Origin of the sequence: Desulfosporosinus sp., assembly GCF_014237355.1 — a bacterium.
GTDB lineage: Bacteria > Bacillota > Desulfitobacteriia > Desulfitobacteriales > Desulfitobacteriaceae > Desulfosporosinus.
Genome location: NZ_JABZFS010000061.1, coordinates 1 through 13880 on the forward strand (window position 1 = coordinate 1; position 13880 = coordinate 13880).

Annotated in this window: 8 protein-coding genes; 7 read left to right on the top strand and 1 reads right to left on the bottom strand. The window is 39.1% G+C overall.

Features of this window, described 5'->3' with window-relative positions; translation table 11 throughout:
• From HGJ98_RS12885 to HGJ98_RS12915, 7 genes are all read left to right on the top strand, one after another.
• A partial coding sequence (locus HGJ98_RS12885) for a DUF2200 family protein (protein WP_291350295.1) occupies positions 1–68 on the top strand: 68 nt, incomplete at its 5' end.
• 498 nt (positions 69–566) lie between these two features.
• Positions 567–1661, top strand: coding sequence for an SH3 domain-containing protein (locus HGJ98_RS12890; RefSeq protein ID WP_291351819.1), 1095 nt, complete (start codon positions 567–569; stop codon positions 1659–1661).
• A gap of 186 nt (positions 1662–1847) precedes the next feature.
• Positions 1848–2681, top strand: coding sequence for an alpha/beta hydrolase (locus tag HGJ98_RS12895; protein WP_291351820.1), 834 nt, complete (start codon positions 1848–1850; stop codon positions 2679–2681).
• A gap of 129 nt (positions 2682–2810) precedes the next feature.
• Positions 2811–3137 (top strand): hypothetical protein, encoded by a 327-nt coding sequence (locus HGJ98_RS12900; protein ID WP_291351821.1) that lies wholly within the window; start codon positions 2811–2813, stop codon positions 3135–3137.
• 165 nt (positions 3138–3302) lie between these two features.
• On the top strand, positions 3303–5510 hold the full coding sequence (locus tag HGJ98_RS12905; RefSeq protein WP_291351822.1) for a cell wall-binding repeat-containing protein: 2208 nt from the start codon (positions 3303–3305) through the stop codon (positions 5508–5510).
• A gap of 106 nt (positions 5511–5616) precedes the next feature.
• A complete protein-coding gene (locus HGJ98_RS12910; protein ID WP_291351823.1) occupies positions 5617–11739 on the top strand; it encodes a X2-like carbohydrate binding domain-containing protein in 6123 nt (2040 codons plus the stop codon).
• Positions 11740–11964: 225 nt separating this feature from the next.
• Positions 11965–12846, top strand: a complete 882-nt coding sequence (locus HGJ98_RS12915) for an AraC family transcriptional regulator (protein WP_291351824.1) — start codon at positions 11965–11967, stop codon at positions 12844–12846.
• A 41-nt stretch (positions 12847–12887) separates the two neighbouring features.
• Here the strand turns inward: HGJ98_RS12915 and HGJ98_RS12920 are convergent, their stop codons facing one another.
• Positions 12888–13787, bottom strand: a complete 900-nt coding sequence (locus HGJ98_RS12920; protein WP_291351825.1) for an NAD(P)-dependent oxidoreductase — start codon at positions 13785–13787, stop codon at positions 12888–12890.
• Positions 13788–13880 lie beyond the last annotated feature (93 nt).

A 13880-nucleotide genomic window follows, 5' to 3' on the forward strand; every position in this document is an offset into this window, starting at 1 on the left:
GCTATCTGGATAAATTGATCGATGAGTTAGCAAAGGGAAAATCGATGGATAAGATTTTGCGGAAATAACGGAGAAACACCGATTCTATATAAGATATAAAAGAATCGGTGTTTTTTGTTATATTAATAAAGCATTATATACCAAAGGTTTTCGGACTTAATTAAAACTAAAACAAGGTACTGTCACTTAATAATTTTAAGGGATAGTACCCTGTTTTTGGTACTTGTCAAATTTAGAGTGAGTCTAAAGGATATATCAGTGGAAATAAAAACTGGAGGAGTTTGTTTAAAATCAAGCAAGGGTACTGTTTCCTGCTGATTTTAAAAGACGGTCCTAATTATATTGCAAAAGGATCATTTTAACGTTCAAGAAATCGGAATCTAACAAATTAGTAAGATTTTATACATAATATTTAGAAATATGGTATTTTGGTATAGTATTATAGAAAATGATGGCTCAAAAGTGGTTATGAAAGATTTGGGTAAGGCCATCATACGACACAATGAGTGGTATGGTGTTAGTAATAAATAGTGTTGATAAAATTAGCTAGGGGGCGAAGCTTGGTTATGAGAAGGTTGCTATATCTATTATTAATAATAGTATTTACTATCGGTTTTGCTGCAGGCTGCGGTACTAATAAAACACTAAAAAGTGAAGATACGCTGAGGGAAGAAGTAAAAGCTGAAATGAAAGCCGAGCAGGAAAAAGAAGAGGAATTGAGGGCACAGGCCAAGGTTGAAGTGGAAGCTGAAAAGAAAAAGAAGCAGGAAGAAAGCAAAAAAAACCAGCAGAGCAAAAATCCACAGGAAAACCCTGAACCTAATCAGAATTCTAAGACTGACAGTACTTCAACGCAACCTGCCGTTTCTATAGATCCCCTGATTGAATCAAATGGAGTTAATTACTATAAATATAGAACCAATGAGACGGTCAGTTTCGACATTGATGGGGACGGAATCCAAGAAAAGATAAAATACACGACCAAAAGCGATAATTTGCATTATGGGCAAGCCATCTTATCAATTGACGGTTATAAGGAAATGGATATCTCCGGAGCCAGTCTGGAAAACGATTATTTTATTATCTTGGAATTCAGCGACAAATATGACAATCAAATGAATATGATAGGGATTTTAGATTATGGTCCCAGTTTCGATTTAGTGACTGAGTTATACTCAATAGTTGATCCTACGGGAAGAGGAGAAAAAAGCTTTGTGAGTGTGGGTTCTGTGACGGCAGAAATCGTACCTCCTGATAAATACAATGAAAATGATATGGACGACTATAACTACAAAGCGGTTATTCTGGAAAATGAAGGAATAGACGCTCCTGTAAGACTGCAGGTAATGGGTCAGACCTGGTTTGGGAGAAGTCTGAATGTATATTATACTACCTATGTCCGTTTGCTTGATACTACCGAAAAATATGATGTGGACTATAGAACAAAAAGTGACCTTACTACAGCGAAAGATATTAAGCTGCATCAATTCAAGGATGTAAACGCCGCCGGGTTTACCGTTAAAGCAGGTGAAATAGTTCATCTTATTGCAACCGATAATGAGGAATGGGTAGAGATAGCTACGAATGACGGCGGCAAGGGATGGTATAGTCTGAAGGACTTTTCATCTGAAAGCTTTACAGGTTATGCGATATTTGACTAAGTTGCCGGGTCCTCTTCAGACAGACCAGATGAAAAGGTCTTCACTCACTTAACTGGGATATTTGTATTAACTTTATCGTGATGGGTATGAGGTCTGATACCTCTATTAAAGTAGATAATGGGAGGTTGAAAAATGCTGACAATATCTAACCACCTAACATTTAATGAGGCAGTCCAAACGTTTCAAGTGAAACCAGAGCTTGCTATTCATGCTAGGGTAGTGAGCGTAAATTTGGATGGCAAAACGGCTATCTACATCCATGGCGGAGGATCGGGAGGAAATCACACCATGCTTTTAAGGCCCGCGAAATGGATGATTGAAAAAGGCATGTTTTCAAAAGTGATATTGCCTGATCGAAGGGGTGAGGGTTTAAGCACTCCACTTACAAAAAAGCAAACGATTAAAGGCCATGCGTTAGATATGAAACACTTACTGGACGTTCTTGGCATTCAAGAAAAAGTAACCGTCTTAGGACTTTCTTATGGAGGACCAATAGCTCTTACTCTGGCACATTTAGATCATCGTATTGATGAGGTTATTTTAATGGCATCCTCACCTTCTTTGGAGGAGGCAAAGGGATTAAGCGGTTTCTTATATAAACACAATCTCTTAGACCCAATAATAAAAGTCTTTTATAAGTTAAATTTGGGAAAAGAAAAGCAAAAGTACCCGGATTTTGAGGCTGTCTATGATTTAAAAAGTGAAAAAGAGATCATGAAACTGTTTGTGAAAGCAATGAAAAGTACGGATAAGAAAATGTATGAAAGTCTAATGTTCCAAAATGCATCCACTCTGGATAAAGAAAATAGCAGTATTTCGCAGAATATAACCCTCAGTATTCCTATTTACCAAGTGATTGGAGATCAAGACGAAATATGGGAGACAGATTTATTTCCTTATAAAGAACGCTTCCCAAATATGACCAGTGCCAAGATAGTTGGAGCCAACCATAAAGGAAGCCTTCTGAGGGCAAGTGAGTTCTATGAGGCTTTGTTAAATATTTATAGGAAAACAGAATAAATAAAATGTTGAGGGGAGGGATAAGGATTATGAACATATTATTTGGGTTTATCCGTACCTTAATCCTTTTTGCAACTGGCAGGGTCAGATTTTATAAAGAAAGTATTGGTCAAGAGTTCATGATGGAAGATGGAAGATAATCGTAAACCAGAAGCGGTTTTTAAAATTAGATTTCTGCCCAAAGATATGAGTATTAAAGCAAATATGAAATTTTCTAGGTTACCTATGATGATCTTTATGGGCTTTAGAGGATTTGCATCTAAGTTTTGGATGGTGGATGAAACAAGCGGACTATGTCAGGGATTATGCGAGTGGGATACCTTTCGTGATGCTGAGAACTACTCCAAATCGATTGCTGTCAAGTTTATGACCAGGAGATCCGTTCCCGGTTCTGTGACCTTTGAAATTATTTCTCAAGGAGAAGAAAAGTATTGGCCGTTTAGGTCGTTGGAATAGGGGCCGTAACGAAACTATGGTTTTGTTGCGGCCCTTAGTGTTCCCCGGAAAAACAGCAATCCTGATAAACAGTTTAGCAATGAGAAGAAAGCCCAAAGAATGACATATATAGTAATCTGTAGATTAAGGATAACGTTGCTTACTAATATGTCGGGAGGGAATTAAGTGAATCAATACAAATTAGTTGCTGTTTTAGTCACAATCATGCTAATAATTTTTACCCCAAATTTATGCAGTCCTATAATCACTAAGGGTGCAGAGCAAAGTGTTAATTCTATTCAACCGAAACATGAGGTTGAACGGATTTTTGGGCAGACTCGTTTTGACACTATGCTGGAAATAGCCTTAAAATTTAATCCTGGAAAAAGTCAGAATGTTATTCTAGCTACAGGTCATAACTTCCCTGACGCTCTAGCTGGTGTACCACTAGCCCGGCAAAAAAATGCACCAATTCTTTTGGTAGACGCCACACCGGAGTTGAGTAGCAAAGCATTCTCTTACATAAAAGAACACGTAGATAAGAAGGGCTATGTTTACATTCTGGGTGGGAATGTTGTAATACCGGAAACCTTTGTCTCCGCATTGGTTGAGCTGGGTTTTGATCAGGTAAACATCCATCGTTTAGGGGGCTTAGATAGATATGACACAGCGGTAGAAGTTGCAAAACAGCTTCAACATGATGGAAGGGAGTTCTATATTGCCTCAGGGGATACGTTTTCAGACGCTTTAAGTGCTTCGGTAGTAGCAGCAACTGAAAATTATGTATCAACGGAGAAAGCCTCTTACTATAAGTCTATTAGACAAGAGATTAAGGATTCTATTGGAGGAGTCCCCATTCTTTTAGTCCCTTCTAATAAACCTGTTCCAGAAAGTGTAACTAACTATTTAAATAGTTTTAATCTTACTGAGGAACAAAAGCAAAAGATTAATATTATTGGTGGGACAGCAGTTGTACCTGAATCAAGCGTAAAACAATTAAACGAAGTCGTCAAAAAAATTGCTAGCAATGGTATAACAAGGTTAGCTGGACTTGAACGCTACGACACTATGGCTATCGTAAATAATCAAGCGGAGGTCTTAGAGGCTTCAAACATCTATTTAGCCTCCGGTGAAAACTTTCCAGATGCATTGACGGGTGCGGTACTTGCCGCAAAGGATTGTTCACCCTTAGTATTGGTTAATGATACTATGCCGAAAGGTTCAAGTGAATTGTTACAAGGCTTTTTTAACAAAAACCAAGAAGAACCCCTTAAGAATACTAAGATTACTGCCTTAGGAGGAGAGGCAGCGATCTCAAACCAGACTATAACGTATGTCGATTATATATTTAACTTCGGAGGGTCGATCAAAGATAAAGGAAATGTCACCACCTTGGCGGGATCTGGAAAGTTAGGATATAAGGACGGAAAAGCATTTGAAGCAGAATTTGCCTTTCCTGCTGGAATTGCCGAGGGAAAAGACGGAACAGTGTATATTTCTGACTCAAAGAACCATGTAATTAGGGCACTTCTTCCAGATGGGAATGTCACCACGGTTGCAGGCAAGGCCCAAGGTATTGACCAGTATGGCTTAAAGGTGGGAGGCTTTAATGATGGCTTCGCTCTGGAGGCTATGTTTAATCAGCCTAAGGGATTAGCCCTTGATTCCAACGACAACTTATATGTTGTAGACTCCGGTAATGGAGCAATTAGGGTTGTTGACAGGTCTGGTAATGTTAAAACCTTAATAAAAGGGCTTAATTTCCCTTCAGATGTGGTATTTGCTCCAGATGGAGAGCTATTCGTAACAGAAACGTTAAATCATAGAATTATGAAGATAACAGAGAATGGAATAATGTCAGTTCTAGCTGGTGGAGAGTATGAGACAGATGCTGGCATAGTCAAAGGCGGATATGCTGACGGCGTTGGAGAAAAAGCTAAATTTAATGAACCATCTGGGCTGGTAATGGGTCCCGATGGTACTTTGTATGTTGCTGATACAGGTAATCAGAGGATACGGGCCATTTCAGCCTCAGGAAGTGTTACTACAGTAGCTGGTTCAGGTTCAGATCTAATGGCAGGAACGAATTATATTTCCGGTGGTTTCAAAAATGGAATGTCTAGTAGTGCTCAATTTAATTTTTCAAGTAGTATTGCAGTTACAGCGGATCAAACCGTTTATGTAGCAGACACTTATAATCATTTGATTAGGGTAATTAGTAAAGACGGACAGGTTAAGACCTTAGCCGGTAGAGGCAACTACGGGAAACAAAATGGATTTCTGGTTCAAGCTGAGTTCGATGGTCCCTCGTATATTCGTTTATCCAAAAAGGGGAGTCTCTTGATTGTTGATCAATTAAGTAATTTATTAAGGGAGATCAACTTGGGAGATTAAGAGGGTTCACTTAACAATATAGGTATTGTTAAAGCCTTATTGTAAGGATTATGTGAAGTCCATTGATTAGTTTCTAAAAGGATCGAAATACGAGGGGGAAAATAATGTGAACTTTAGAGTAATCACTCTTATAAAACGTATAGTTATAAGTAAGGTTCATTTAAGAAAAAGAAACTTTAAGTTTAGTTTAGTAGAGAGTTTGTCCGTTGTCTTAGTAATACTGATGTTATTTAGTTTAATTTCCCCAAACCTTGCTCGAGCCGCTTCTTCACAAGCAAATGTAAAGCTGACAGGAGTTAAGGGAAAAGTTTTTGTAAAGAAAGCCGGAGGACAGACGGAATTTACAGCTTATGATGGAATGGCAATATCACAAGGTGACTGGATCAGGACTGAGGATGGCGGTACTACCCAAATTTTATATGGAAATGGAACAAAATCAACCCTTGCAGCTAATACACAGGTTACAATAGGAACGTTAATCTCTGATGGAGAAAGTACTCAATCATCAGTAAAATTATGGTCGGGAGGCATTTGGAACAAAGTCAAGAGCCTAATTAATATTGATGATGACTACGAGGTAGAAACCCCAACCGCTGTAATGGGAGTTCGAGGTACATTATATCTAGTTTCAATAGACCCAGACAGCGGAATTACCACAGTTGATGTAATGGATGGTACTGTAGCAGGTACACAAAACAGACAAAGAACTCATTCAGGCCAGGAGTATTTAGTGACAATGGGCGAGGAACTTGTATTCGATTCCTTAACAGGGCTACTCTCCGGTAAACAAGCAATTAATTTGCAGAATCTAGTAGAAAATGTGGAGCCAAATATGTTAGTTCAGATTGTGATAGATCTAAATGACCAAATCGATGTGTTTATAGAACAAGCTAAAAATGCTCAGGCAAACTACAATGAAACAAAAGATATCAGCCAGATAGAACGAGCCTTAGCTTTAGTTCATAAGGCAACTAATTTGGTCAATTTCGCCCAAAAATTAGTTGATGAGATTGAATCCTCTTCGAATGAAACCCAAGTTGATGAGCTGCTACGGGAGTTGGAAAAAAACCTGACTCAGCTCGACCAGGAAATTGGAAACAAGAGTCAAGATGCTCAAATAACTGAATCACAGATTATTAGCACCGCCAGGGCTGGGGGATTAACTCAGGATAGAATTGAGGAACTGTTAGAGGGAGCACTACGGGCAAGTTTGCCTCCTGATGAATCAAAAGAACAACCTTCCGACGTACCTCGCAGGAACAATAATTCTTATCCACCTCAGTCAGGAGTTCAAAATAGTACTATTAGCTCAAATACTGCTAACTTTAATAAAAGCATAAACCAACAAGCTGATATTAACTTAACCATGAACCTTAATGGGAACAGTTTAATCTCAATAAAAAATGCCCAAACAACGTTAGTCAAAGATATTAATTATGCAACCTCTGGGAGTGCTATAACTATAAAAAAGGAATATCTAGAAACACAAGCACCAGGACAGATAGTTTTAGTATTCGAATTTAGTGCTGGTGATGCGGCGACGTTGACTATCAATATTATAGACTCAACTAGCATTGATCTTCTCAATGTAACCCTCTCGCCGGGGTCGGTCGTAGGAACGACTCAAGTTGTTTCATTACCATCTTTACCAGTTGGAGCAACAAAATTTCAGTTTAAACTACAAGCAAACCCCTTCAGTGCTCCAATTTTAGATGATCTCTTTGCAGGTGGTACTGATTATTCCTCAGGCGAGAATATTATTGCTTCAGCTGGTGAATATTTTCTGCTTGCAGCTGTAGATAACTCAAATAAAATCAAGGCTTATTATACTAAACAATTAATCACTTCCATGATTGCAAGTGAGAGTGGCTTAACGACAAAAATCCGAACTAAATCTATAAGCACAGTGAGTGTTAACAGTGAGGGAACACAAGGAGATGGATACAGCAGTGAACCAAGTATTAGTGGAGACGGACAACGTGTAGCCTTTATATCGTCTGCCAAGAATTTAGTAACTGATGGAGATGATAGTTATGTAGATATTTTTATGCATGATAAAGGAACAGGGATAACAGAGCAAGTAAACGTTACGAGTGGAGAAGTAAAGGTTCCCGGTGCGGGTCAACCAGTTTTTAGTTCTGATGGTCGTTATGTCGCCTTTAGATCATCAAAAAGTGGGCTAGTTTCCGGTGATACTAATAGTAACTATGATATCTTCGTACGTAACCTAACGGAAGGAACTACTGTACGTGTAAGTGTAGGGACAGATGGAAACCAGGCAACCGGTGGAAACTTTGGCGCAGGTTGGCCTTCGATAAGTGGAGATGGACGATATGTAGCTTTTCAATCTGATGGAGCTTCTTTAGTATCGGGTGACACAACAATCCAAGATATTTTCGTTCGTGATCGTGATGTTGATGAAGATGGAATTTTTGATGAAACCGAGACTGGAAGAGTTCGCACTGATCGGGTTAATCTATCGTCTGGTGGTGAGCCAGCTAATGCTGACTGCTACTTCCCAATAATAAGCAGAAATGGCCGTTTTATTATATTTTCCTCCAATGCCACTAATTTAGTTCCAGGTAAATCTAACGGGTTATTTATACGTGATTTGCAAGAAGGCAAAACAACCTTCATTTCCGAGGGAACAAATCCTGTAATGAGTGCAGATGGTCGCTTTGTGGCTTTTAGTGCTGATGACAGTTCAAACCTAGTTCCCTATGACACCAATGGGAAAAATGATCTATTTATTTATGATCGTGATGTTAATGAAACTGGGCTTTTTGATGAAACAGGAAATACGAGTATAACAAGGGTTTCTCTCAATGCCAGTGGAGAACAACTCGATGACCACTGCTTTTCTTCGAGTGTTAGTGCTGATGGTCGCTATGTAGCTTATGATTCTGAAGCGACAAACCTTGTATCCGGCTCTACAAACGGACAAGGCAATGTTTGCTTATTTGATAGAGTTACGGGGGTAACTAAGCTAATCAGTGCTTCAAAAACTGGGTGGCCGGCAAATGGCGGAAGTTCCGGCCCGTCAATAAGCTCTGATGGAAAGTTTATTGCCTTTTCCTCAGTTGCCACTAATCTTATAGAAAATGATTCCAATGGAAAAGGGGACGTCTTTCTTGTTGAGCTTGACCTCGAAGCCCCAATTGATACTGAAGCACCCGTTTTCACTCCAGACGATGGCCTTCAGGCCGAGGATATAGGGCCAAGCTGGATTAAGCTTACTTGGAATCAAGCTGCTGATAATCTATATGTAAAAAGTTATGCACTTTTTCGGGGAACTAATCCAGAAGGGCCATTTACTCAAATAGTAACAGTCGATGGAACTGCCTCGAGCTATTGGGATATAGACCTAATGCCAGATACACATTACTATTACTATGTTGTGGCTTATGACGAAGATGGAAACTCGTCAACTATTCCAACAGCGACCCTCATTAAGACTGGTATTCAACCAACAGTAATACCTAGCACTGTTCCTATTGCAGCCGGGGATTATCATTCTTTAGCCAGAACTGATGAAGGCCTAGTCTGGGCATGGGGTTACAATAGTGATGGGCAGTTAGGTGAGGGTACGACAGATGTGAAAAATTCTCCTGTACTGGTCGTGGGAGCGAGTGGTTCTGGCTATCTAGAAAACGTTGCTGCTATCGCGGCCCAGGGGTATAGTTCAGTAGCCTTAAAGAATGACGGAACTGTTTGGACATGGGGTACAAATGATTATGGTCTATTAGGTATAGGTACAGAGGACAACTATCCTCATTCTACTCCCGTTCAAGTCCGAGGATATCAGGGGGTTGGATATTTGACTCATGTTGTAGCCATAGCCACTAGTGAATACCATACCCTTGCCTTAAAGAGTGACGGAACAGTCTGGGCTTGGGGGAATAATTATGAGGGTAATTTAGGAGATGGAACCGATATAAAACGTCTTACACCGGTTCCCGTAAAAAGTCCGGATGGGACAGGGTACCTTACTAATATTATTGCTATCGCTGCAGGAGATGCTCATTCAATGGCTTTAAAGAGTGACGGAACCGTCTGGACTTGGGGACAAAATGCTTTTGGCCAACTCGGGAATGGGATGTACGATTGGGATATGCATTCTCTACCCAGTCAAGTGCCTAGTTTAAGTGGGGTTAAAGTTATAGCAGCTGGACAATATCATTCACTTGCTCTAAAGACTGATAAAACAGTCTTCGCTTGGGGAGCAAACCATTACGGAGAGCTTGGGGATGGAACCACAATACGAAGAACTTCCCCGGTCCAAGTCAAAGGCGAAGGTGGAATTGGAAATCTAAGTGGAATAGATTCCATTGTCGGAGGAAATCATTTCACTCTAGCTATTAAAAATAATCAAACTGTCTGGGCCTGGGGTTATAACGACTATGGTCAGCTTGGTCGACCAGTGGTTAGTCCATACTATATCTCGACTCCAATACAGTCTTCAGGTTTAACAGATATAACATATGTTGCAGGCGGGTATGAACATTCCCTCGCAGTTAATAGCGATAAAAAAGCTTGGGCTTGGGGATATAATTATTATGGTCAATTGGGGAGAGGAACCAAGGATTCAAGCGAACATCCAGACGCTGTCGAAATAATAGGCTTAAGTCTGGCTGTTGATAATACGTCTCCTAAGGTCAGTAGTACAGATCCGGTTAATGATACTATGGATATAAATATCGGCAAAACGATTGAGATTGTTTTTAATGAATCAATACAGTCAACGGTTAATTTTAATAGCATCTCATTGGTTGAGGATACTGCGACTCCTATTGTTATTAGCAAGGTAGTCCAAGGCAAAACTCTTTTAATCACAGCAGAAGGCGATTTAAGCTTTAGTAAAAGTTATACAATTAACATTCCTGCGGGTTCAGTTAAGGATCTTGCTAATAATCCATTAGCCGCAGATTATAGTTTTAGTTTTACAACCGAAGCCCAAGATCTAGAGTTACCACAGTGGCCGGCTCGTGCTTTAACTGCTCCGTTTCTTTCAGAAACTAGTATTAGCTTAGAATGGGTAGCAGCAACCGATAACAAGGGGATTGCAAATTATAGAATCTATAAGGATGGCTTACCTGTAGAAACGATACCAGGAAATCAATTTGCGTATACAGTCGATGAGCTAACAGCAAATACAAGTTACACGATTAAAGTTGAAGCCTTGGATCTTCAAGGGAATTGGAGTACTGATGGACCAAACATCACCGTGTCGACTCCTAAAGAGTTAGCCTTAGAGATTGCTGATCCTTTAGGAGGGGCAGGGCGGTATTCGTCTATCGCTCTAGATAGCTCAGGTACTCCCCATATCAGCTACCAGGATTACAATTCCGGGGACCGAAATTTAAAGTATGGTTATAAGAGCGGAGAGAATTGGGTAATGGAATCAGTAGATAGTAGTAGCAGTGATTTGGGTTCGTATTCTTCTTTGGCACTGGATACTTCAAATCAGCCACACATTAGTTATAGAAAGAATAATTCTATGGACGTTGGGTTAAAGTATGCACATTATAATGGTACGTCTTGGCAGGTTGAAGACGTTAATAGTATAGGTGCCGAGTTCACGTCAATTAAGGTAGATGCCTCAAGTAGCCCCCGTATTGTCTATAACGACTCCTCTGGATTCTTAATAAAATATTCCTACAAATCAGGTGACACGTGGGTTACTGACAATGTGGGTAACGGTACGTACCCTTCCCTGGCTTTAGACGAAGCCGGCAATCCCCATATAAGCTACTATGATACAACAAACACGGCCCTTAAGTACGCCTATAAGGGTGAATCGGGCTGGCATAGTATAACCGTAGATGACAGTGGAAGCGTAGGAGCTGTCAACTCTTTAGCCCTTGATAGCAGCGGAAACCCCCATATAAGCTATCTGGATTACACAAATAAACAAATAAAGTACGCTTATAAAGATAGTTCTGTTTGGCATGTCGAAAAGATAGGTGCAGCAGGAACCCAGGCCTTTAGTACGTCTTTAGCTATTGATGAATCAGGAAAAGTCTATGTCACTTACATTAGGTATACTAACGACTATGATCATCCATTAATCTACGCCTTCAGGGATTCCTCGGGCTGGCATAATGTAATTGCTCATAATGGAAATGGCAAATACTTAATAGAGGCAAGGCCCGCCATTGCTGTTGATCCATTAGGAAATATTCATATTAGCTATTATAGCAGTGGATTGGAATATATCACTGATAAATAATACCGAATCAATTGGTTGTCAAAAATAAAAGGTCTTCACAAGATAGAACTCTTAAGAACAATCATTTTCTTAAGAGTTCTCTTATTTATAAACTGGCATCGATTTTGTTAATGGCAAGGGAAGAACAGGAGGTATTGACCGTTATGTGTTGAATAGTAAATTAATTAAATTTTCATTCACCCTTTAGACTCTATAGAGGAATTAATGGAGAGGGGATGAAGCTATTTGGTTAATTTAAAAAAAACATTTGGAGAAGGACCCTATCCCTTTCCAATCCAGAATATGGAGGATTTCTTTGACGTATACGCAAGTGACACTACAGTTATGCTAGAACCAAAACCACATGTAAGTTTTGACTTATACCCAGGTTCTCATAATCATTCTGATTTTGAGTTTCTTATTTCATATTCAGTATTAAAATATTTAGGTGTTGAAAATAAAAGGTTAAATATTGGACCTAAATACATACTGCCAATTAATTCTGATCAGCCTCATGGACCTAAAGATGCCATGCTAAGTGTACGTTTCTTTACCATTTCGTTTAACAAGGATTTTCTTAATTTGGTTAACAACTCGATACACAAGACTGATGAAATTATTTTTAATAATACAGTTTTTGAAATAGATTCAGAGTTTGAATACCTTATTCGTTTATTTATGCAAGAATCCAAGGCTAAGCAAGCAGGATATGATCTAATATTAAAATGTCTAAGCACGCAAATTGCGACAAAAATAATACGACAAACAGGCGGAAATAAAGAGAGTACGAACAGGTACAAAACATTTGTCCCGGATAAGAGCATCAGAAAGGCAATTGAGTTGTTACAAGATAATTATAATAAGGATTATACTCTAGAAGAGGTGGCGAAGGCAGCTAACATTAGCCCATATCACTTTATACGAGTGTTTAAGCAGCAAACAGGAAAAACCCCGTTTATATTTCTATTGGATATCAAATTAGAAAAAGCTAAGGAAATGCTTAAAAATAAGAAACTGTCGATAACTGAGGTTTGTTATGCCTCGGGGTTTAAAAGTATGAGTCATTTCGCAACTGTATTTAAGAAAAAAAATGGGGTTTCTCCATCCTCATATAGAATAAAACTTTGAACTTTCATGAAATTGGGTCCTTATATGATAGCTTCTTGTTGTTATATATTTGTTAAAGCAAGTTGATCTTGAGGCAATGCTTTCATTGTACCATCGGTATTTAGTACATTACGCCATGTATACTGTGGATCATAACCAAGAATCTGATGAGCTTTATCTATTGACATTAAAGTCTCGTAGCCCAGGGGAACCCTCTTTAACAATACATTCGGAAAAAATCTGCTTACTAGATCTTGGCTAAGATCTGGCATAATTGTATCTGGAGCAGTTATATGAAAGACCTGATTACCAATATTGCTAATTTCTACTGCAAGAACACATGCTTTTGCAGCATCGCGAACATCGCAGTAGGCCCATGCATTTTTCTTTTGAATATCCTTTTGTTGGTCATTCCAGTGCATCGCAGGAATTTTTGAGTATTCATCAGGCTCATATATATTTGCAAAACGAAGTGCTACTATTTGGGTGTTAGTAACATTATGATACATTCCTGAGAGGTATTCAGTTAATAGCTTTGCCATAGCGTATGACGACTTTACGACATTCGGATGATCCTCGTCTAACGGAAGATAACTAAGCTGTTGTGGAACAAAAGGATATCCTAAAACAGTTTCACTTGATGCCCAAACAAGCTTAGGAATATTAAGATCTTTACAAGCTTCAAGAATATTGAAATTAACCAGCATATTATTTTCGAATATAGCCTGTGAGGTATTCCTAACATCTGTAGGAATGTTTGCAAGATGTACTACTGCATTACTTCCCATTAAAAGTTGGCATACCTGACCATAATCACGTAATTCAGCTTGAATAAAGTTTTTAGATGCAGATTCCTCTGACAATATTCTGTCGGAAGCTATAACATCGTGACCAGCATTTAAGATTTCCCTTACAGTCCATCTCCCGATTTTACCAGCTGCTCCCGTTACTACTACTTTCATCAGTTTGCCCTCTTTTCTCCGCATTTTTTACTAGGATATCCCTCTAAGGATCTTTTATGCCCCCACTGAGACGTCTAAGTGAACTGTAAAAAA